General features: G+C 54.3%; 19 protein-coding genes and 1 riboswitch. Of the genes, 1 reads left to right on the top strand and 18 read right to left on the bottom strand.

Annotated features, from left to right (window positions below; all coding sequences use genetic code 11):
• Positions 1 to 17 precede the first annotated feature (17 nt).
• From yqeC to SPTER_RS17710, 15 genes are all read right to left on the bottom strand, one after another.
• Positions 18 to 773 (bottom strand): selenium cofactor biosynthesis protein YqeC, encoded by a 756-nt coding sequence (gene yqeC, locus SPTER_RS17640; RefSeq protein ID WP_144351588.1) that lies wholly within the window; start codon positions 771 to 773, stop codon positions 18 to 20.
• A 1-nt stretch (position 774) separates the two neighbouring features.
• Positions 775 to 1,086, bottom strand: a complete 312-nt coding sequence (locus tag SPTER_RS17645) for an XdhC family protein (protein ID WP_144351589.1) — start codon at positions 1,084 to 1,086, stop codon at positions 775 to 777.
• Positions 1,079 to 1,861 (bottom strand): XdhC family protein, encoded by a 783-nt coding sequence (locus SPTER_RS17650; RefSeq protein ID WP_144351590.1) that lies wholly within the window; start codon positions 1,859 to 1,861, stop codon positions 1,079 to 1,081. The genes SPTER_RS17645 and SPTER_RS17650 overlap by 8 nt, the downstream gene beginning before the upstream one ends.
• Complete coding sequence (locus tag SPTER_RS17655; protein WP_211367312.1) at positions 1,858 to 2,058, bottom strand: hypothetical protein; 201 nt, start codon at positions 2,056 to 2,058, stop codon at positions 1,858 to 1,860. Before SPTER_RS17655 ends, SPTER_RS17650 begins: the two co-directional genes overlap by 4 nt.
• A gap of 97 nt (positions 2,059 to 2,155) precedes the next feature.
• Complete coding sequence (locus SPTER_RS17660; protein WP_144352963.1) at positions 2,156 to 3,460, bottom strand: nucleobase:cation symporter-2 family protein; 1,305 nt, start codon at positions 3,458 to 3,460, stop codon at positions 2,156 to 2,158.
• A gap of 97 nt (positions 3,461 to 3,557) precedes the next feature.
• A complete protein-coding gene (locus SPTER_RS17665; RefSeq protein ID WP_144351591.1) occupies positions 3,558 to 5,834 on the bottom strand; it encodes a xanthine dehydrogenase family protein molybdopterin-binding subunit in 2,277 nt (758 codons plus the stop codon).
• Positions 5,822 to 6,283 carry a (2Fe-2S)-binding protein gene (locus tag SPTER_RS17670; RefSeq protein ID WP_144351592.1) on the bottom strand — a complete coding sequence of 154 codons (462 nt, stop codon included), beginning with the start codon at positions 6,281 to 6,283 and terminating at the stop codon, positions 5,822 to 5,824. The genes SPTER_RS17665 and SPTER_RS17670 overlap by 13 nt, the downstream gene beginning before the upstream one ends.
• A complete protein-coding gene (locus tag SPTER_RS17675) occupies positions 6,274 to 7,077 on the bottom strand; it encodes an FAD binding domain-containing protein (protein WP_144351593.1) in 804 nt (267 codons plus the stop codon). The genes SPTER_RS17670 and SPTER_RS17675 overlap by 10 nt, the downstream gene beginning before the upstream one ends.
• A gap of 552 nt (positions 7,078 to 7,629) precedes the next feature.
• Positions 7,630 to 9,186 carry an ABC-F family ATP-binding cassette domain-containing protein gene (locus tag SPTER_RS17680; RefSeq protein ID WP_144351594.1) on the bottom strand — a complete coding sequence of 519 codons (1,557 nt, stop codon included), beginning with the start codon at positions 9,184 to 9,186 and terminating at the stop codon, positions 7,630 to 7,632.
• Between the two features lie 224 nt (positions 9,187 to 9,410).
• Positions 9,411 to 10,172: an amino acid ABC transporter ATP-binding protein gene (locus SPTER_RS17685; RefSeq protein WP_144351595.1), complete on the bottom strand. Its 762-nt coding sequence runs from the start codon at positions 10,170 to 10,172 to the stop codon at positions 9,411 to 9,413.
• Positions 10,173 to 10,182: 10 nt separating this feature from the next.
• Entirely contained in the window at positions 10,183 to 10,836 is a 654-nt protein-coding gene (locus tag SPTER_RS17690; protein WP_144351596.1) for an amino acid ABC transporter permease, read from the bottom strand.
• Between the two features lie 11 nt (positions 10,837 to 10,847).
• The gene (locus tag SPTER_RS17695) at positions 10,848 to 11,612 is read right to left on the bottom strand and encodes an amino acid ABC transporter substrate-binding protein (RefSeq protein WP_144351597.1); all 765 of its coding nucleotides are present in this window, start codon (positions 11,610 to 11,612) and stop codon (positions 10,848 to 10,850) included.
• A gap of 326 nt (positions 11,613 to 11,938) precedes the next feature.
• A complete protein-coding gene (locus SPTER_RS17700; protein ID WP_144351598.1) occupies positions 11,939 to 12,256 on the bottom strand; it encodes a hypothetical protein in 318 nt (105 codons plus the stop codon).
• Between the two features lie 707 nt (positions 12,257 to 12,963).
• Entirely contained in the window at positions 12,964 to 13,728 is a 765-nt protein-coding gene (locus SPTER_RS17705; protein ID WP_144351599.1) for an epoxyqueuosine reductase, read from the bottom strand.
• A gap of 73 nt (positions 13,729 to 13,801) precedes the next feature.
• A complete protein-coding gene (locus SPTER_RS17710) occupies positions 13,802 to 14,416 on the bottom strand; it encodes a peptidylprolyl isomerase (protein WP_144351600.1) in 615 nt (204 codons plus the stop codon).
• A gap of 405 nt (positions 14,417 to 14,821) precedes the next feature.
• On the opposite strand from SPTER_RS17710, the gene SPTER_RS17715 reads away from it, so the two are divergent.
• On the top strand, positions 14,822 to 16,042 hold the full coding sequence (locus SPTER_RS17715) for a hypothetical protein (RefSeq protein WP_144351601.1): 1,221 nt from the start codon (positions 14,822 to 14,824) through the stop codon (positions 16,040 to 16,042).
• A gap of 96 nt (positions 16,043 to 16,138) precedes the next feature.
• Here the strand turns inward: SPTER_RS17715 and yqeB are convergent, their stop codons facing one another.
• From yqeB to SPTER_RS17730, 3 genes are all read right to left on the bottom strand, one after another.
• A complete protein-coding gene (yqeB, locus tag SPTER_RS17720) occupies positions 16,139 to 16,930 on the bottom strand; it encodes a selenium-dependent molybdenum cofactor biosynthesis protein YqeB (RefSeq protein ID WP_144351602.1) in 792 nt (263 codons plus the stop codon).
• 617 nt (positions 16,931 to 17,547) lie between these two features.
• Positions 17,548 to 18,837: an amidohydrolase family protein gene (locus tag SPTER_RS17725; protein ID WP_144352964.1), complete on the bottom strand. Its 1,290-nt coding sequence runs from the start codon at positions 18,835 to 18,837 to the stop codon at positions 17,548 to 17,550.
• Positions 18,838 to 18,886: 49 nt separating this feature from the next.
• Complete coding sequence (locus tag SPTER_RS17730; RefSeq protein WP_211367640.1) at positions 18,887 to 20,221, bottom strand: NCS2 family permease; 1,335 nt, start codon at positions 20,219 to 20,221, stop codon at positions 18,887 to 18,889.
• A 263-nt stretch (positions 20,222 to 20,484) separates the two neighbouring features.
• A riboswitch (purine riboswitch) is annotated at positions 20,485 to 20,586 on the bottom strand.
• Between the last annotated feature and the right edge of the window lie 13 nt (positions 20,587 to 20,599).

The following is a 20,599-nucleotide window of genomic DNA, read 5'->3' on the forward strand; positions in this document are numbered from 1 at the left end:
GGCACCAATTCCGGAATCTATAACAGATACACCTCACAGGGCTGCATGTTGCAGCCATAGCCTGTCGTCAGCACCACCCGGGCCAGGCCTGCTCCTGCCAGCGTTTTATCGCCGGCAATCAGTCTGCCGGCCGGCCTCAAGTCAGGGTCCTGAGCGCCACTGAGCAATAAAACCCTGGTTCCCCGGGCATACTGGAAAAGCCCCTGCCGATGTACGGCCAGCCGGACAATATCGCTCCAGGCTACAGCCGCACCGGCCTGTTTGCCAATAATCCCTGACACTAACTCCGGTCTGTGGGTGTTGGCCGCCGTTAGCGGCTGGCCGACAGCCCCCAGGTTTACGATCCCGACAGTTACGCTGGTGCAGGCCGGGATAACCGGCTCCCGGGCGGACGGGGCCTTGAGCAGGGCCTGGCGCGCGCCGTCGGCCTCAATAAGGATATTAGCCCAAGGGGCCTTGGCAGCGATACTGTCAATCCCGCCGGCCGGCACGCCGATTACTTTCTCCCCCTCCAGCCGGGCAAACCAGCCTACCGGTTGGCCTTGTTGCAGGGCTGCCGCCACCTGCGCCACGCCGGTTGCAGCAGCTTCGGTCAACACCAGCTCATAGCCGGCGACCTGGCTATAAAACATTTTAGTCGTCGCAGTAACCAGAACCGGCCAGCCCCGGCGGCAGGCGCCGGCGGCCAGCGACTGAATCAGCGAGGTCTTGCCGCCGGCACCGACACAGGCGACTACAGCAGGCCGGTTAAGCCCTAAGGCAGCCCACAGCATTTTACACAACCTGGACGAATACTTCCATCATTCCCCCGCAGGCCATCCCCTCATTAGCTGCTGTTTCCCCTGTCATGAGTACCCGATAGGTAAAACAACGGTTATCATCCAGGGCTGTTAACGCCTGCACCCGGACTTCCGCTTCAGCACAGCCGCCGCCGATGGTGCCGATAACCCGGCCATCGCGATAAACCAGCATTTGCGCCCCGGCTTTGCGGGGGGTTGAGCCCCGGGTGGCAATAATGCTGACAAGAGCGGCCTGCGCCCCTGACTGCTGCACATCATAAACAGCCTGAACCATCCTGTCATCCATTGGCTTTACACCTCCGCTTCTCCGACATTGGCCGGCAGCTGGCATTGCTTTTACTGGCCACAATCTCCGACACTATCCCCAACGCAATCTCGGCCGGTGTTTCCGCCCCGATATCAAGGCCAATCGGTGCCCGCAGCCGGGCTAACGCATCCTGGTCATAGCCTTCCCTGGTCAGGGTGTTAATCACAACATGAACCCGCCCCTGGCTGCCGATCATGCCGACATAAGCTGCCGGCTGATCAATAACCGCCCGCAGGCACTCCATGTCAGACCGGTGTCCCCTGGTTACAATAATAATTGCGCCATAACCTGACAGGCTGAGGTCCGCCAGCGCCTTTTCAAAACTTCGGCAAACGACCTGCTCAGCCTGGGGAAACCGCGCGGCATTGGCAAAATCCGGACGGTCATCCACGACGGTTACAGCATAGCCAACCATGGCCAGCATTTGCGTCAGCGGCTGGCTGATATGCCCGGCCCCCAGTACCAGGGCCGACTTCTGCCGGGACAGCTTATCCCAGAAAACCCGGTATTGACCGCCGGCATAATCAATCGGAATAAGCATTGGCCGTTTCCATTCGCCCCGGGCAACCTCGGCCATAATCAGCCTGGTAAACGGCTCATCAAGCAGCACCTGTTCATAACAGCCCCCGGTAATGAGCAGCATTTGCCCAATACTGCCGGCCTGCGGTGCCGGCGCACTAATCAGGGTAATGATATCCGCGCTGCCCGCCTCTCCGGCCTGCTGCCGGAGACGGCTAAAAATCCCTTTGTTCATCGCTCCACCCCCATATGCAATAATAGCATCAACAACAGCCTGTCCATCATCACCGCCTGGGCAAAAGCGACAGTTCGCCGGACAACCGTCGGCGCCGGCAATTCGGTTATCACTACTTTAAAACGGCTTTGGTGCAGACGCTGGGCAATGCCTGTAGCCAGATCGCCGCCGCCTTTGATGATAATTAATCTATTCATACAGTAACTCCTTGTAATGTCAAAAGAACCGTCCCCCTGACACAAGGAAAGTAAAGGCGGCAGCCGTTAGAGGCTGTCGCCATTATTCTTTCGCTAATTAGCCAATATATTCCTGCTTGCCGATGGCCGCCTCACCCGGCTTAGCTGTTCCGTTTAAAACAGCATTCAGAACAATGGCCGCCACACTGCCGGCAGTAATGCCGCTATGCAGGATTACCTGGGCCCAGCTGGGGAAATTGTGATAAAAGTTCGGTACGGCCAGGGTAATCATGCCAATACCTAAACTAACAGCCACCACCATAATATTATGGGTGCCGTCAAACTGGACTTTGGCCAGGGTCTTGATGCCGCTGGCCGCAACCATGCCAAACATGGCAATGCCGGCGCCGCCCAGTACCGGGCTGGGTATAGCGGCAATCACGGCCGCCAGTTTGGGGAATAAACCCAGCAGTACCAAAATAACCCCGGCGGCGGCCACCACAAAGCGGCTCTTGACCTTGGTCAGGCCGACCAGGCCCACGTTTTGGGCAAAGGCCGTATAAGGAAAACTGTTTAAAATCCCGCCCAGCATGGTCGAGAAACCATCGGCCCGCAGGCAGCGGGTTAAGTCCTGCTGGGTAACAGGCTTGTCAATAATCTCGCCTACCGCAATACAGTCACCGGTGGTTTCCGTCATAACCACAAGCATAACCAGGACCATGGCCAGGATGGATGCCGGGTCAAACGTCGGCAGGCCGAAGGCGAAGGGGGTCGTAATGCCAAGCCAGCCGGCGCTGGCAACCTGCGAAAAATTCACCATGCCCAAGACAGCGGCAATGCCGGTGCCGCAGGTTAAGCCTAAAAGCACGGCAATATTGCTTAAAAACCCTTTAAAACAGCGATAGAAAAATAACACCAGCACTAAGGTGAGCAGCGCCAGGCAGATATAGGGAAAGGCGGCAAAATCCTGGGCGGCAGGATTGCCGCCGGCGGCCCAGCGGACAGCTACCGGCATCAGCGTCACCCCGATAATCGTAATAATCGTACCGGTAACGACCGGCGGGAAGAAACGAATAAGCCGGCTAAAATAAGGACTCATTAGATAGGTGACAAAGCCGGCGACAATGATGGAACCATAAATGCCGGTCAGACCGTGGGTCTTGCCAATAATAATCATCGGCGTTACCGCGGCAAAGGTTACACCCTGAATAATCGGTATCCGGATGCCCATGTTCCAAAAACCCAGGGTCTGGATCAGAGTGGCGATCCCGCAGGTGAACAAGTCGGCATTAATCAGGTAGATAAGCTCTGCTTTGCTTAACCCCAGGGCGTTGGCGATAATCAGCGGCACAGCCACGGCCCCGGCATACATGGCCAGGACATGCTGCAGTCCGTAGGTAAATAGTTGCCCCAATGGCAGCATTTCATCAACAGGATGTTTTAACTGGTTGTTTTGCACAATTCTCCCCCTTATTCTGGACCAGCAATCTCGGCGCTGCTTGCGCCCCAATGAAGCAATATTATCTTTTCATGCCCATAAACACCTTTTCCGGTGTGATCGGTAACCGGGTAACGGTAACCCCAACCGCATTATAAACAGCATGGGCAATGGCCGGCGGCGGCGTATTGATAACCACCTCCCCGACCGACTTGGCCCCAAACGGGCCTGTAGGCTCATAACTTGCTTCAAAAGCCACGGTAATCTTGCCGACATCCTTGCGGCAGGGGATTTTGTACTGCATAAAGGTATTTGTCTGCATCTGACCGCGTTCATCATACCGGACATCCTCATACATAGCCATGCCAATGCCCTGGGCAATACCGCCCTCGACCTGAATGCGGGCCAGGTTGGCGTTAAGCACCGTGCCGCAGTCGACGACCGCCACATAATCAAGCAGTTCGATAACCCCGGTCCCGGGGTCGACCTCCACCTCGGCAAAACCGGCAATAAAGGGTGGTGGTGAAATCGGCGAACCATAGGTCGCAAACCCGGTTAACTGCCGTTTACCGGCCCCCAGCACCATAAGCTCGGCCAGTTTCTCCAGACTCATTGACTTGCTGCCGTCAAGGGCAGTCAGGTTTTCGCCGTCAAAGCTTAGCTGCCCCGGCGTAAGCGCCAGCTGCTTGGTGCCCTGGTCAATAATTTTTTGTTTTAGTTCCTCAGCGGCCTGCAGGGTGGCCATGCCGGTCACATAGGCGGTACTTGAGGCATAGGAGCCGGGATCATAGGGAGAAACATCGGTATCGGCGGCGTGGACAAGGATGTTGTCCAGCGAGGTTGCCAGCACCTCGGCGGCAATCTGCGCCAGCACCGTATCACTGCCTGTGCCCATATCGGTGGAACCGGTAAGCAGGGTGTAGCTGCCGTCGTCATTCAGCCGGATCTCGATCGAGGCCGTATCAATGCCGGCAATCCCCGACCCCTGCATCGTGACCGCCATGCCGATGGCCCGTACCTTGCCGTCCGCCAAAACGCGGCGGGGGTATTTCTCATCCCAGCCGATCAGCGCTTTGCCCTTTTGAATACAGCGGTCCAGGGTTGAACTGCCCAGGGTTTTGCCCTCATACACCAGGCAGGTTTCGCCTTCTCTGATCAAGTTCTTCAGCCTGAGCTCAGCCGGGTCCATATTGAGCCGGGCCGCCAGCTTGTTCACGGCCGACTCCAGCGCAAACGTCCCCTGGGTAGCGCCGTAGCCGCGGAGCGCCCCGGCCGGCATTTTGTTGGTATACACAGCATGGCCATGATACCGGACGGCCCTGGTTTTATTATATAACGGCAGCGTTTTATCGCCGCACACCATAAAGGTCGTGGAGGCATGTTCGCCGTAGGCACCGGTGTCGGACAGGTTTTCAATATCAAGAGCGCGGATAAAACCGTCTTTATCGGCCCCCAGCCGCAGCTTCAGCCGCATGGCATGACGGCTGGTGGTACAAGTGAAGGTTTCCGTCCGGCTATAGATAAACAGGGCCGGCCGGCCGGTCTTCAGGGTAACCAGGCCGGCAAACACCTCGCCGGCGCCGGTCTGCTTGCCGCCAAAGCCGCCGCCAATGCGGGGTTTAATCACCCGGACCCTGCTGGCCGGCAATTCCAGGGCCCGGGCCACATGCCGTCTGATATGGAAGGGTACCTGGGTCGAGCTGACAATAACCAGCCGGCCCGTATGGTCAAGATAGGTAAAGGCCCGGAAAGTCTCCATCATGGCGTGAGCCTGAGCCTGGGTATAATAGGTTTCTTCAATCACAATGTCACAGTTCTTCAGTTCCTGCTCCACATCCCCGGCCTCCACCCGGTGGGTGGAGCAGATATTGCGGTCTTTGTCCATGCCGATGGCAAAATTGCAGTGCAGATCGTCTTCCGGGTGAACAACCGAGCGATGGCCGATCGCCTGTTCAAAATCAAGCACCGGTTCCAATACTTCATACTTTACTTTGATTTTTTTCAGGGCGGCAGTGGCTGTTTTTTCATCAACGGCCGCCACGATAGCCACCTCATCCCCGACATAGCGTACAACCTGATCCAAAATCAGGCGGTCATAGGGCGATGGTTCCGGATAAGACTGCCCTGCCAGCGTAAACCGGACTTGCGGCACGTCCTTGTAAGTCAGGATACACTCGACCCCTTGTACGGCATAGGCTTTCGTCAGATCAATGGCTTTGATTCTGGCATACGCATGGGGGCTGCGGAGAATCTTTACCACCAGCGCGTCAGCCGGCGCCAAATCCTCGGTATATACCGGTTTGCCGGTACTAATGGCGATGGCATCTGTTTTGGCAACCGCTTTGCCTACATATTGCATTCTGCTACCCCCAGGTATTTCTTGACGGCCCGGAGCTGCCCCTGATAACCGGTGCAGCGGCAAAGATTGCCTGTCAGGTAGTGAATAATGTCCGCTTCGCCAGGATTGGCCAGTTCCCGCTTCATCGCCAGCACCGTCAGGATAAAGCCCGGGCTGCAATAGCCGCACTGATCCGCACCTTCGGCCGCCATAAAGCGGGCAAAGCCCTCAGCCTCATGCCGGAGGCCTTCAATTGTGGTAATATGCCTGCCCTGGGCCCGGAACGACAGCGTCGAACAGGCCAGGGTCGGCCGGCCGTCAAGCCAGACCGTACACAAGCCGCAGCAGGCTGTATCACAGCCCCGCCGGACACTGAACAACCCTTGCTTGCGCAGGGTATCAACAAGAAAATCATCAGGTTGAACAGTTAATAAAACCTGTTGATGATTGATATATAGCTCTATCTGCATGCGGTTACCTCCGTAAGCCCCCGTTGGACTAAGGTTTGGCACAGCAGGCGCCGGTATGCGGCCGAAGCACGCATATTCGCCCCAAATGGCAATTCTTCTGCTGCCAGTTCGGCCGCCTGCCGCAGGCAGTCCGGCGGCACATCACGCCCGGCGCCGGCCAGCAACACCGCCGCCTGCGCCGCCAGCTTGGCCCGGGTTGGCCTGGCACCAACGGCAATTTTCCAAGCCCCGTCAAGGCGGGAAACGGCAACAGTCAGCACCGGAAAATCACTTTGCGAGTTCCGCAGGGCCAGATAGGCGGCCGTACGGCTTGTCTTATGAATAATTACTTTAACTAACAGGTCCTTGTTTCTGGGCATATCGACAAATGCGGCCAGCGTCAGGCGCCCGCCCTGATAGAGTTCAATCTCCGTATCAAGGGCCAGCAGGGCGGTGAGAAAATCGGAAAAACCATAGCGGGCAAACACCGAGGCGCCAACGGTGGCGACATTACGGAACTGCACGCCGATAATGCTCTGCACCGACTTGGCCAGGATACCGCTAAACCACCGGTTGAGGGCCACGCTGGTCTCAATATCACGCAAACTGGTCATGGCCCCGATTTCAAAATAAGTATCATATTCTTTAATAAAATTCAAGCCAAGTTTAGATAAATCCACCCCGGTGTGAATCGTCTGCGAACCCAGCCGGAGCCAGGCGCAGCCGCCAAGGATGACGTTACTCTTTTTGGCAGTCAGCAGCCGGTAAGCCTCTTGCTGCGTATCTGGTTGCGCTATGTTAAGCAACGTGAACAATTTTCACACTCCACTGCCGAACGTTCGGTTTATTTCACGAATACGTTTCGAATTATATCACATAGGTGGTAAAGTGAAAACCTGGTTTTCTATCGTCAATCGACATTTATCGTTTATATTTATCATTTTTCGTCAATATTCTATCATAATTTGCTGTTATTTGTAATGAAAGGCTGTTTAAGCAAAATTATGATACACCTGACTCTATCCCCAGAAAAGCGAACAATCAGGGATATAAGAAAAACTTGGCTTATCCACAGTCCTTTAGGACGCCGGCAGAAGCCGCCTGTGCGCTGCAGGGTTAGCCCTTAGCTAATAGCAACGAATTCTTTATAAACTCTGCTGGGGTAAGAAAACACGGCTTGCGCCGAGCCTTGGGCGAAAGCGTAAGCCGGTGCTGCTCTTAACCAGGGAAAGTTATACTTTCTATCACGATAAAAAAACAGAACCCGATCAGGTTCTGTTTTTACCGGGTCCTACCCGCGCCAGCCGCCGCCGGCCAAGCATTGTGGGCAATATTTACAGCCAATCACCAAACCGGCGGCTTGCCGGCTATACGATTTTAGTGGTCCAGTTCTCGACATTCCAGACGGCAGTTACCCAGTCTTCATAGAAATCCGGCTCATGGGAAACAAGCAGAACCGTGCCTTTAAACGCAAGCAACGCCCGTTTCAGCTCGGCTTTGGCCTCAACATCCAGATGGTTGGTCGGCTCGTCCAGGACCAGCCAGTTTACCTCCTTAAGCATCAGCTTGCATAAACGGACTTTGGCATTTTCCCCGCCGCTTAACACCATCATCTGGCTGGTAATATGCTCGTTAGTGAGGCCGCAGCGGGCCAGCGCCGCCCGGACCTCAAAATTCGTCAGGCCGGGAAACTCATCCCAGACCTCTTCCATCGCCGTCCGGCTGTTGTTACGGCCCGATTCCTGCTCAAAGTAGCCTGAATGCAGATAGTCCCCCAGGCTCACCTTACCGGCTACCGGCTGGATAAAACCCAGCAGCGTCTTCAGCAGGGTTGATTTTCCCAGGCCATTGACCCCCCTGATGGCTACTTTCTGCCCGCGTTCCAGCACAATGTCCACAGGGTTGGTCAGTGGTTCATCATAGCCTAACACCAGCTCCCTGGCCTCCACAATAAACCGGCTGGGCGTCCGGGCTTCGCGGAACTGGAATGTGGGTTTGGGTTTTTCCCGCGGTTTTTCCAGGATCTCCATTTTCTCCAGGCGCTTTTGACGGCTGTTGGCCATCCCTCTGGTCGCAACCCGGGCCTTGTTCCGGGCAATAAAATCCTCCAGCCGGTCAACCTCCTGCTGCTGCCGCTCATAAGCCCGGGTTTCCTGGCTTTTTCTTACCGCATACAGCTGCTGGAATTGCTCATAGTCACCGGTATAGCGGGTTAGTACGGCGTTTTCGACATGATAAATAACATTGACAACCTCATTTAAAAACGGAATATCGTGAGATACAAGAATAAAGCTATTTTCATAGCCTTTCAGATATTTTTTCAGCCATTCAATATGTTCAAAGTCAAGGTAATTCGTCGGTTCGTCCAGAATCAGGATGGTGGGATTCTGGAGCAGCAATTTGGTCAACAGCACTTTCGTCCGCTGTCCGCCGCTCAGGTCGGCCACATCCCGGTCCAGGCCGATATCGCCCAAGCCCAAACCATTGGCTACTTCCTCAATCTTGGCATCAAGGACATAAAAGCCGCCGTGTTCGAGCATATCCTGCAGTTCGCCGACTTCGGCCATCATCTTATCCACTTCGGCCTCGGTCGCATCACCCATTTTATCATATAACCCCAGCATCTCGGCCTCAAGGTCAAACATATTCTGAAAAGCTTCCCGCAGCACAGCCCGGATCGTTTTCCCTTTCGTCAGGACCGAGTGCTGGTCAAGATACCCCACCGTCACCCGGTTGGACCACTCGACCTTGCCTTCATCAGGTGCCAGCTGGCCGGTAATAATATTTAAGAAGGTTGATTTCCCTTCACCGTTAGCGCCGATCAGGCCGACATGTTCCCCTTTTAACAACCGGAAGGAAGCCTCGGTAAGAATGGTGCGGGCGCCAAAGCCATGGGATACATTTTCAACAGTTAAAACGCTCATTATAAACTCCTCATGCTATTTAACAAATACCTCTTTATTTTATCCCAAAGGCTCCCCTGCTGTCAAAAGCAAATTACTGCCGCAGGGGCCGGAAGCATGGGGACGTTCTTTTTGCTTCTCTTGCGAAGCAAAAAGAACGTCCCCGCGCTTCCGGCCCGTTGCGGCTTTAGCTCATTTCCGTCAACCCGGCGGGTACTGAATCCCTGTTCAGCACCCGCCGGGCGCTATAGCATTCTCTGTAAAAAAGTCTGCGTCCGGGGCTGCGCGGGGGCACCAAAGAGTGCTGCCGGCGGCCCCTGCTCAACAATCTCGCCATTATCCATGAAAATCACACGGTTGGCCACTTCTCGGGCAAAGGCCATCTCATGGGTAACAACAATCATCGTCATATGCTCCTGGGCCAGCCGGCGCATGGCTTTTAAGACCTCGCCTGTCAGTTCCGGGTCCAGGGCGGAGGTGGGTTCGTCAAACAGCATAATATCCGGGTTCATCGCCAGGGCCCGGGCAATGGCCACCCGCTGCTTCTGCCCCCCTGACAGGCGGGAAGGATACACGTCCCGCTTGTCCGCCAGCCCTACCTTGCCCAACAGCTCCTCGGCCTGGGGGACAATGTCCTCGCGCCTGACGCCCTTGACGGTAAGCGGGGCTTCGATAAGATTCTCCAGTACCGTAAGATGGGGAAACAGGTTAAACTGCTGAAATACCATCCCCATCCGGCGGCAGATCCGCCTGGCGTCGGCTTCCGCGGCATAGCGGACTTTCCCGTCAGGCTCATCACTGGCAGCCAGCACATCGCCGGCAATCTCAATAAACCCCCGGTCAATGGTTTCCAGGCGGTTCAGACAGCGCAGAAAAGTACTCTTGCCGGAGCCGGAAGGGCCGATAATGGCAACAACCTCACCCTGGGCCACCGTAAGCGAGATGCCTTTTACTACCTCCAGGTGATTAAATTTTTTCTGAATGCCGATGGCATGTATCATATTCATGGGGCTGCTCCTACTCGTCATATACAGCATACTTTTGTTCAAGTTTTTGGAATATCCAGGTCAGGGCCAGGGTCATTAGCAGATAAAACACGGCGGCCACAATGAACGGCGTGGTGTTGAAATCCCGCTGGACAAGGGCCCGGGTTGTCCGCAGCAGATCATTCATCGCTAATACATAAATCAGGGAGGTATCTTTAACCAGCGTGATCGTCTCATTGCTGACCGGCGGCAGCACTCTTTTTATCACCTGCGGCAGCACAATGCGGCGCATGGTCTGGATATAAGTCATCCCCAAAACCCTGGCCCCTTCGTATTGACCGCGGTCGATAGACTGAATGCCGGCGCGGAATATTTCCGCAAAATAGGCCGCGTAGTTGAGCACAAACGCCAGCAGCGCCGCCGGAAAGTCTGGCAGCCGGACGCCAATGTAGGGCAGGAACGGCAGGCCAAAATAGATAAACAACAGCTGCAGCATCAGCGGTGTCCCTCTAAACAGCCAGATGTATACCCCCACGGCGCCGCTCAGCGCCCGCCAACGGGAAATACGGGCCAGGGCCAGCAGCAGGCCCAGCGGCAGCGCCAGGATGATTGTGGCAAAAAACATCTGCAGGGTCACAACGGTGCCAGCCAGCAGCGACGGTAAAATGCCCAGTATATAATCCATTTACTTCTTCCTTATTTTACAATATCTTCGCCAAACCACTGCCGGGAAATCTTGGCCGCCGTGCCGTCCTGTTTCATCTCATCCAGGGCTTGCTGCAGCTTGTTCAGAAGCTCCGTATCATCTTTGCGCATACCCACGCCATACTCCTCGGAGCCGAAGTTTTCCGTCAGGATGGCATATTCGCCAGGTTTTTTGGCTATGTAATAACGACCGACAACTTCATCCACCACCACCGCATCCAGGCGGCCGGTCTTTAGATCCATCAAGGCGGCCACATTGTCACCAAACGTTTTGAGCTCTTTGAAGGTGGCCAGCGTAGCCGCATCTTTTTCAATGGCATCAATACTGCTGCTGCCTTCCTGGGCGCCAACAACCCGGCCGGCCAGGTCAGCCTTGGTTTTTACCGGCGAACCGGCCGCCACAACAATAATCTGGCGGTTTTCCATATAGGCTTTGGTAAACAGAATGTTTTCCCGGCGCTTTTCCGTGATTGTAAGACCGTTCCACAGCACATCCACCCGCTTGCCGCTCAGCTCAGCCTCCTTGCTGCCCCAGTCAATAGGCTTAAATTCTACTGCCAGGTCCAGGCGCTGGAAAGCCTCTTTCGCCATATCCACATCAAAGCCGGTAATATTATGGTTATCGTCACGGAATCCCATGGGCGGGAAATTATCATCAAGACCAACCACAATTTTTTTCCTGTCGCCACTCCCGCACCCGGCTATCAACATACCTGCGAACACCAATGCCAGCATGGCGGCCACTAATTTTTTCATGCTGTATTCCCCCACTCTTTTTATTAATTGCATCTCTATTCTACTTTAATACATTAAAGTTTGGAAGTAATAAAAAGTGCCGTTTTGATCAAGGGCCTGAATATTTGTACTGTATTTCTCGGATTTACGGCATATCTCTTACGATTTTGTTCTTTTATCAGAGACAAAAATTTTTACACCGGCGGCCCTCCATACCCGGCTTTGTGCCAGAGGGTTCAGCCCCGGCCCTTTCATGCTCCGGAAAATAGAAAGCGCCGTAAATAAGCAGGGGGCTGCCGCGCTAAGCGAGCCCCCAGAGAAAACAGACCGGCTTGCAGCAAGCTGCTTCAATCATACTGCTGCAGGCAGGTCATAAACTCCCGGCGGACCTGGCTGCTGTCCCGCAGCCCCTGCCGGTAGGCAATTTCCGCCGCCTGCCCGGACTCCAGCGCCGCCCAAGCCTCGAAATCCATGACCAAACCGGTCATTTCCGGCTGCTGGGCCTTCAGGGCCCGGGCCAGTACCAGCAGCTTGTCCAGAGCGGCACTGACCTCGGCGGCGGTTTTACTGTAGCCGGCATCCTGAGTGCCGGCCAGGTTGAGGATCTGGTCCACCCTGGTAAACACGTACTGGTCGAAAGCCTGGCTTAACAGCCTTGTCAGCATAACCCCACCCGTCTGGCCGCCCCGGGGACGGCACCGGCAGCCGGCGGGACGGCCGGCCGGGCGGCGGGCAGCGCTGGCCGGAGCCGGGTTCTTTGTTGGTCAAACAATTTTATCCCCCCTATACTTAGGCCGGGGCAGAAGGCTGCAGGCCCTGCCGCCGGCTGTTTACAGGGGGAAATTAAAAGAACGCAGGCGCAGGCTTTACCCTACACATGCGTTCTGCTTCGATAACTGCTACAGCCCCAATACCAAATAAGCCGGCTATACCCGGCCGGGGCAGCAAGGCGGTCAAACCGGTAAGTCAGGGCTGGCCCTGCTGCTGCCCATTGGCTGAGGAGAGAAGGAATGATTTGCTGCATCGGTCGCACTAACAGCCCGGCGCCGCCGGCAACGTCCCTTCTTATACCCGCGTCCCCCTGCTTGTGCTGGGGCAGAAACGCGGTGTATAATAGAAATGTCGTCGTGGACAGCTTGGCTGTTACGTGTAGGTGCGTGTTCACCTTGCGCGGGCCTGGAAGTGCTTCCAACACTTTCAGGTCACGGCGACTTTTAATTTCCACCTATTTCTAATTATAGCCTGTTTGCGGGGAATTGCAAGTAAAGTTAGCGTCTATTTCAGCTGCCTGCCGGCAATGTCCGGGGCGCGCCCCCAGTCACAGCCGGCGGTTTACCCGGCCCCGGACACAGGAAAATTTTTAATGAGCCTGTCAGACCGGTACGCCTGCTTCGCACGGTACCGCGGTCTGACATTTGCCACAGCCGTAACGGGGTTTGTACCGTTCGGCGGTACGATCAAGAAACGCGGCACAAAGATCATTATTTTTGCCGGTGTTATCGATGGCCTGCGGCGGGCAGCGCCGGATACAGGCGCCACATTTGCTGCAGTACTCATCATGCCTTTGATACTTACGGGGTGTGGCCTGCACAGGGGCGGTGACAATAACACTGCCCAGCCGGCCGGCTGCCCCGGCCTGGGTGATAAAGGACCTGTTCAGGCTAAAAGTGCCCAGCCCGGCGACAAAGGCCACATGCCGCTCCGACCAGTTGCTCTTGCGGCTGACTACCGCAAACCGGGCGTCAAGCCCCGGCGCCACCGCCTGGTAACCGGCCTTGGCAAACCAAGCCACTAAAAACCGGCGTACGGCATTATTGACAAGCTCGCCCTCAATCCGCGCATACAGCCATTCGACGGCCGGCTGATCCCCCTGCCTGTTAGCCACCCGCACAGCCTGGGTAAACGGGAGAAAATAGGTGATAACCGACTGGGCGCCGGCCAGCCAGTCCCGGGGCAGTAAATGCTGGGGACCGACAATGTCTGCTGCTTGCAGGTTTTCAAATAATACATCGGTGGCACTGGCTACGCCAACCAACGGCTGGTCAAAGATTTTTCCCAGCCCGATTTCGGCCGCGGCATTCAGGGCCGTTTCATCGACAAAGCCGGCTATGGCCTGGTCAATTGTTGTCAGTTCCATCAGGTTCCCCTCCCGTCCGTACTATATAAGCTGTTACGGTTTTCGCCCTACGGCGGCACGTCACAGTACCGCTTTATTTACCTGGCTCAATTGTAATCTTTGTAATGACAACATCCTCCACCGGCTTATCCTGAGCACCGGTTTTGACCTTGCCAATCGCGTGGACGACATCCAGCCCGTCCACGACCTTGCCAAACACGGCATGCTTATTATCCAGCCACGGCGTCGCCTTTAAAGTAATAAAGAACTGGGACCCGCCGGTATTGGGACCGGCGTTGGCCATGGAAATAACCCCTTCATTATGCTTGAGGTCCCGGTGGAATTCATCCGGGATGGTGTAACCGGGCCCGCCGGTTCCATTGCCTTTAGGATCGCCGCCCTGGATCATAAAATCCGCAATGACCCGGTGGAAAATCAGCCCGTTGTAATAGCCTTTATTGACAAGGGTAATAAAATTTTTCGTGGTAAGCGGCGCTTTATCTTCAAACAATTCAATGCGGAAGCTGCCCTGTGAGGTTTCAAAGAGCGCCACACTGTTTTTGGTGCTGGCCGTTTCGGCTGCCGGCGGCGCCGGCTTGGGGCTGGTCTCCGGCTGATTAGGCAAAGCGGCATTGCTGCCGGCACAGCCGGCAGCCAGCAAAACCAGACACATAACCATCACCGCAAAGGCTACCAGATATTTTTTCATATACTCACTCTCTTTCTATACGTTTTATCCAAATATTAGTATATCACAATCAGTGGACAGTTTCCAATAAGCTTTTACCGCTCCTGACTTGGCTAAACCTACAGCCAAAGCTCCGCCGCCGCTGCCGCTTCAGCAATTTTGCAGCTACCCGGCCTTTACACTGGTTTTGCAGAAGCACGGGGACGTTCTTTTTGCTTCGCAAAAGGAACAGTCCGCCGAAGCAAAATGAACGTCCCCATGCTTCTTCTGGTTTTGTTAAAACTCCTTTTTCACGCTTGGTTGTGGCCGGCTGGTGCTTTTTATTATTTTTATGGTTAAACAGCCATAAACTGCCGCGGTTGCAATGACTTATTTTTGCAGATACTAACAAAAACTCAACCTTGGTAAACGAAAGGAGAAAACAACATGTCCACCAGCCGCAGAAAAATTGCCAGGCGCAAATACAAACGTCTAGTGGCTGCCCTTGCCGGTGCCGCCGTTGTATCCTCGGCTCTGTTGCCTGGTCTCCCCATCTCCAAGGTTCAGGCTGCTGAGAAAACGATAGTTGCTTCGCCGGCTCCGGCAACTGAGGCGGCTTCCCCCAGCCCGGATACTGATACTACCAAAAAACCGGTGCAGGACCGTACTAATGACAGGGGCACAGAGCGTGACAAGGACCGCAACAAAGACCGTGATAAAGAACGCCCCGGAGACAATCAGAATATTGCCGGCTCCCCGGTGGCAGCGGTTAAAGCAGCTGCAGCCAAATACGGCTTCGATGCCAGGCGCGACCAGTTTTCCCTGCAATCAAGCAGTGACAGGTCAGCCGTCGTTTCAGTCCGTAAGGCCAACGGTAAAACCTTTAGCGTTCGGTTAACCAAAGATAAGAATACGTGGAAAATTATCAGTGTAAAAGAAATCAGCAGTGGCGTTATTCGCGGCGGCGACCCGGTGGATGTAGTCCGGGCTAATGCCAGCCGGTTCGGCTTTGACAGCTATCATGACTCCTTCAGCTTGTTATCGGTTACCGGCAGCAAAGCTATTGTCCAGGTAAAAACCAGCGGTCAGACCTTTAAGGTCGACCTGGAAAAAAACAGTGGCAAATGGGTGATTACCACCATTCGCGGTATTGGTAACAGTAAATATCCGGCCACCTACCGCCCGGCCAGCATGTATGGCGCCGTGGGCACTGTCGGACCGGTAGTTGTTGCGAAAGAGCAAACACTCTATGCGAACAACAACTTCTCTGGCTGGGCCTGGAATCAAAGCACCTATCCGGCCGACATAAAATTCGGGGTCCTGCTTGCCAACCCGGCATCCCCCGATATTGAAGAAGTTCCCGATATCATTATTGATAAAGTCGAATCGGTTGATTTTGGCCGGCAATTTGCACTTTATGCTCATATAGGTTCGGTGGCTGACAAAGGGTATGGCATCGGCATTGAAAAGGTTGTCCAGACTGGCAATGATCTCAGAGTTACGGTCAGAACCAAAAGCCCGCTGACCAACAACCGGCTGACAGCAACCCAAACCAATGACGTCATCCCCCTTGACCGCGTGTCCCTTAATTTCAATAATCCAATTACGATCACCTTTGTTGATCAAAACGGTACAACCTTAAGCACCTATACAATTCTTAGACAATAATAAAAACCGGCGGTCGCTGTGGAGGTAGAGCTACCCGGCGACCGCCTCTTTTTCCCTGGCAGAAGGGCTGGTCAGGTTTAGTAAAGATATCCGTACTCATGGACTCGCCCCCAGATGCAGTAAGGCTTCCAGCACCCCGCCGCCAATGGCCCGGGCCTTATCGGAAACGGTATAGCAATGTTCCGGGCGGCAGCGCGGGTCAACATCGCCGATTTTTAAACCCTTGGTAACCGTCAGGCCGCTTTGAATGAGTCCCCGCAGCACACCGGTAATAGCAACCGCTACCGGCACTCCCCCCACATAACCGACAATTTCACCGGCCTGAACCGTAGCCCCGATTTCCCGGCAGCCGGTAAATTCACCAGCAACCGGCGCCTTTATCAGCCGTTCCCGCGTATAGCCGCCAACCTCACCGGGAATACCGGTGTTGGCAATGGCAGTTTTTTGATAGATTACCCGGCCCAGGTCATGACCGCGCATAGTCTCAATTACGGCATGCACGTCGACGGGCGCGGTAAAACCTGGCCCAACCCCAATGACCACAGGCGCGTCCGTAAGCATAGTGCCGGTATTGCGTTTGGCAATAATGGCGTCGACCACGGCCTGTGGCCGGAGCACGGACACATACCTGGCAACCGCATCAACAACGACCGGAATACAGCCCGCAGCCAGGGTCGGCCCGATAGCCTCGGCCGTTACCCGGCGGGCCGTCACGCCTTCCACCACTGCTTCCCCGTCCACCACGGCCTGGGCGAAGGCAACCGTACGCCGGACAACCGTGGGCCGCGGCAATTCCGTTATTACAATGTTAAACCTGCTCTTATAGAGACGGTGGGCAATGCCGGTGGCAAGATCACCGCCGCCTTTGATAACGATTAATTTATTCATAGTCACTCCCGGTTTAAACAGCAAGAGAATCGTTCCCTGGCAGCGAAAAGAGTTTTTTTATCATTTTGATATTTTTTATCATTTTGATAAGACAAAGTTCTTCTGTGTTTTTCCTTACAAAACGAATTTGTTGGTAATCGCCGGGCTGTGTCCCAGCTTGCTGCCTTATCAAATTAATAATGCACAGCCGAACCGGCTTAATCCGACCGGCTGGCGGCGCGGGCATTGCCCCCCACCGGACAGTTCTCTTCGCTTTGCCGACATCCGGCCGGCGTCAGTTCCCCCCCAAACCGGCTAGGCTGCCAATACCTTCTGTGTTAAATTAAACTTGCAATTATCGTGCCATTTAGCAAAATCCCGCCCCTTCCCAGGCAAAAATAGCCGAGAAACCTTGTATTGAGGGGCTTTTCCCCCGGGCGGCGCGGCTTGCCGGTAACATTTTCAACCGCACTGACATTGCAAGCTGCATTTCAATTGAAATGCAGCTTGCAATACTTGCCGGACAGACGCCGCCATCAGGTGCCGGCGCATTTTATTGTTGCAGTGTATCTTATAGAACCGCAATTACTTATAACCAAATCGCTGCCGTCCCCCGCTGCGCGGCTTTCAGCCCGGCCCTAAAATTGCGGCTCCTCAATTTTCCGGCCGGCTACATATCTGGCGATAATATTTTTATCATTGCCAATATAAATGAACCGGCTCAGCCTGTCTGCCAGGGTGAACGGATTGCCGGCCGCAACCGCCAGGCTGCTGTCGTCAATAACCAGGGCGTCGAACTCATAGCCTTCTTCAAAGCTGCCCACTTGGCCGAAAAAGCTGCCGCCGCCTTTGGTGGCCAGATACAAGACTTCCGGGATGGTGAAGAACGGCTCCTGCCTGCCGCTTATTAGCCACTTCAGTTTGGAAACCTGCACCGCCATGGCCATAACTTTGGCGATCGATACCTCATGGCCGCCGGCTATGTCGGAACCCAGGCCCACGGGTATGCCGCTGTCAATGCACCTTCTGACCGGCGCCAGGCCGCTGGCTAAGTTAGTATTGGAATAGGGGCAATGGGCCATATACACTTTGTTTTTGGCCATCAGCGCCAGCTCGGCGGCATCATTATGGATACAATGGGCCATTATGGTCGGCTGTTGGCCAAATAAGCCAAATTTATGATAGACACCGGCATAGTGGGGGCATTCGGGGTGCAACTCCCGGACCCAGGCAATTTCCCGGGTATTTTCCGCCAAATGCGACTGAACCGGCAGATTATACTTTTGGGCCAGCCCGGCAATACCGCTCATCAATGCCGGTGTGCAGCTGGGAACAAAGCGCGGGGTTACAATCGGCTTTACCAGTTCATACCGGTCAATGGTATCTTGGATAAAAGCCTCGGTATCAGCCAGGGATTGTGCGGTTGTTTCGCTGAGAGCAGCCGGCGAATTCCTGTCCATATTGACTTTGCCGACATAACCGCCCAGCCCCGCCTGGGCGAGCAACGCCATTAACCGGGTTGTCGCTGCTTTATGAATGGTGCCGAACAGTACCGCCCGCGTTGTGCCCCACTGCCAGAGCTCCCGCACAAATTTTTTATAAACCCCGGCCGCATAAACTACATCGTTATATTTCGCTTCTTCGGGAAAAGTATATTGTTCCAGCCAGGGAATAAGCTCCAGGTCAAGTCCCATACCCCTGTTGGCAAACTGCGGCGCATGGGCATGCAAATCGACCAAGCCGGGAATGATCAGCTTATCTTGGTAATCGGTTACCAGGCTGCCCTCATACCCGGCCGGCAGTTGGCGATAAAGCCCTTTAACGCGTTTCCCCTCAATAACGATAAAGCTAGCGGCGGCAATTTTTAACTCGCCAAAACCGGGAGTGAAAATAAAATTACCTTTTATAATTTTGCTGTTGTTGCCCAAACCAATCAATTCCTTTCAGCTTATACAATGCAAGCATTCATTTTGCTGCTTATTTCATATATAAATGCACAGCGAAAATAACTGCCAGGCCATACATCAGGGGATGGATCTCCCTGGTTCTGCCGGTGGCAAGCTTAAGCAGGGTAAACGCAATGAACCCGAACGCCATACCTTCCACAATACTGCAGGTCAGAGGCATAAGGATAATCGTGAGAAACGCCGGCAAGGCATTGGTGAAGTCGGTGAAATCAATGCGGGTAATTTCCCCGATCATTAACGCGCCGATGATGATTAAGACCGGTGCCGTGGCCGCGCCGGGGACCAAGCCCGCCAGCGGCGTTAAGAATAAAGTAGCCAAAAACAGTACGCCGGTAGTTACTGAAGTTAACCCTGTTTTCCCGCCTGCCGCCACACCGGCGGCACTTTCGATATAGGAGGTGACCGTGCAGGACCCGAACAGGCCGCCGATCATTGTGGCCGCAGAACCGGCCAGCAAGGCTTTATTAATATCCGGCAGATTGTTATCCTTATCAAGTAATCCGGCCTTGCCGGAGATGGCTATCAGCGTGCCGATATTGTCAAATAAATCGACAATGGTAATGGTGAAAATAATGGATACCAGCCCATACCCTATAGCCGCGCCAATGTCCAGCTGGCCAAGCGTGTCGGCCGGCATTGGCGGCACCAACGAAATGATGTCGCTCATACCGGCCGGCACCTTGGTAACCCCCATAAACATACCGATGACGGTTGTGGCTAAGATGCCCAGCAGAAAAGCACCCTTTATATTTTTGGCCATTAACAGGCTGGTTATGATTAAACCGATTACCGCCAGTAAAACGCCGGGCTGCTTTAAGCTGCCTAAGGTTAAAATAGTTCCCGGCGCCGGGACAATGAGCCCGGCGCTTTTAAAGCCAATAAAGGCAATAAACAAGCCCAGGCCAACGCCGATGGCCGATTTTAGCAGCGGGGGAATCGCCGCAATAATTGCTTTTGTTATATTGGTGATTGCTAAAATAAAGAACAGCACCCCGGAAATAAAAACCGCACCTAGCGCCGTTTGCCAGCTTAAGCCCATGCTGCCGACCATAACAAAAGTGAAAACAGCACCAAGCCCCAGGCCCGGGCCCATCGCAATCGGCAGATTGGCATAGACGCCCATCAGTAACGTGGCCACAGCGGTGGACAGGATTGTCGCCGCCGTGGCGCTGGCCGGCGGTATGCCGGCGGCAATCAGAAACTGACCGGGAATTACAAAAATCAAATACGCCATGGCAATAAAAGTAGTTAACCCGGCCATGATTTCTATTTTCAGAGTGGTTCCCCGCGGTGATAACTGGAAATGCCGGTCTAAAAATCCATTGTCACGGTATGTTTTTTCCATTTCTGGTTCCAGCATAATAAACCCTCTCCCTTATAATAATTTTTTAGCTCCTATCCAGGAATAAATTTTGTCCAAACCGCGAACCTGTGGCGAAGGCGTAAGGCCGCTGCCGCCTGTATACGCCAAGCACTGTATCCTGTCCGCATAAAGAAAACACGGCTGGCACCGAAGCCTTGGGCGAAAGCGGAAGCCGATGTTGCCCTTATCCAGGGAAAGGTAACCTTTCCATCAGGACAAAAATAACCTGACTATGAAAAATAGGCACAACAAATACCTATTCCTATAGTCAGGTTATTTACGGCAACCTGGTAGAAACTCTTGACCCCTATCGTCAATAATATACAAGAATCTTTTTAAATTATTCAATTGTTACGCCGC

This window comes from Sporomusa termitida, assembly GCF_007641255.1.
GTDB lineage: Bacteria > Bacillota > Negativicutes > Sporomusales > Sporomusaceae > Sporomusa > Sporomusa termitida.

What these genes read in the sequence shown, in the direction of transcription:
- SPTER_RS17655 (WP_211367312.1), bottom strand. Translation starts at nt 2,058, where the DNA reads ATGAATAGATTAATTATCATCAAAGGCGGCGGCGATCTGGCTACAGGC.
- SPTER_RS17660 (WP_144352963.1), bottom strand. Translation starts at nt 3,460, where the DNA reads ATGCTGCCATTGGGGCAACTATTTACCTACGGACTGCAGCATGTCCTG.
- SPTER_RS17685 (WP_144351595.1), bottom strand. Translation starts at nt 10,172, where the DNA reads ATGAATATGATACATGCCATCGGCATTCAGAAAAAATTTAATCACCTG.
- SPTER_RS17665 (WP_144351591.1), bottom strand. Translation starts at nt 5,834, where the DNA reads ATGCAATATGTAGGCAAAGCGGTTGCCAAAACAGATGCCATCGCCATT.
- SPTER_RS17670 (WP_144351592.1), bottom strand. Translation starts at nt 6,283, where the DNA reads ATGCAGATAGAGCTATATATCAATCATCAACAGGTTTTATTAACTGTT.
- SPTER_RS17730 (WP_211367640.1), bottom strand. Translation starts at nt 20,221, where the DNA reads ATGGAAAAAACATACCGTGACAATGGATTTTTAGACCGGCATTTCCAG.
- SPTER_RS17715 (WP_144351601.1), top strand. Translation starts at nt 14,822, where the DNA reads ATGTCCACCAGCCGCAGAAAAATTGCCAGGCGCAAATACAAACGTCTA.
- SPTER_RS17695 (WP_144351597.1), bottom strand. Translation starts at nt 11,612, where the DNA reads ATGAAAAAATTAGTGGCCGCCATGCTGGCATTGGTGTTCGCAGGTATG.
- yqeB (WP_144351602.1), bottom strand. Translation starts at nt 16,930, where the DNA reads ATGAATAAATTAATCGTTATCAAAGGCGGCGGTGATCTTGCCACCGGC.
- SPTER_RS17690 (WP_144351596.1), bottom strand. Translation starts at nt 10,836, where the DNA reads ATGGATTATATACTGGGCATTTTACCGTCGCTGCTGGCTGGCACCGTT.
- SPTER_RS17710 (WP_144351600.1), bottom strand. Translation starts at nt 14,416, where the DNA reads ATGAAAAAATATCTGGTAGCCTTTGCGGTGATGGTTATGTGTCTGGTT.
- SPTER_RS17680 (WP_144351594.1), bottom strand. Translation starts at nt 9,186, where the DNA reads ATGAGCGTTTTAACTGTTGAAAATGTATCCCATGGCTTTGGCGCCCGC.
- SPTER_RS17650 (WP_144351590.1), bottom strand. Translation starts at nt 1,861, where the DNA reads ATGAACAAAGGGATTTTTAGCCGTCTCCGGCAGCAGGCCGGAGAGGCG.
- SPTER_RS17645 (WP_144351589.1), bottom strand. Translation starts at nt 1,086, where the DNA reads ATGGATGACAGGATGGTTCAGGCTGTTTATGATGTGCAGCAGTCAGGG.
- SPTER_RS17700 (WP_144351598.1), bottom strand. Translation starts at nt 12,256, where the DNA reads ATGCTGACAAGGCTGTTAAGCCAGGCTTTCGACCAGTACGTGTTTACC.
- yqeC (WP_144351588.1), bottom strand. Translation starts at nt 773, where the DNA reads ATGCTGTGGGCTGCCTTAGGGCTTAACCGGCCTGCTGTAGTCGCCTGT.
- SPTER_RS17705 (WP_144351599.1), bottom strand. Translation starts at nt 13,728, where the DNA reads ATGGAACTGACAACAATTGACCAGGCCATAGCCGGCTTTGTCGATGAA.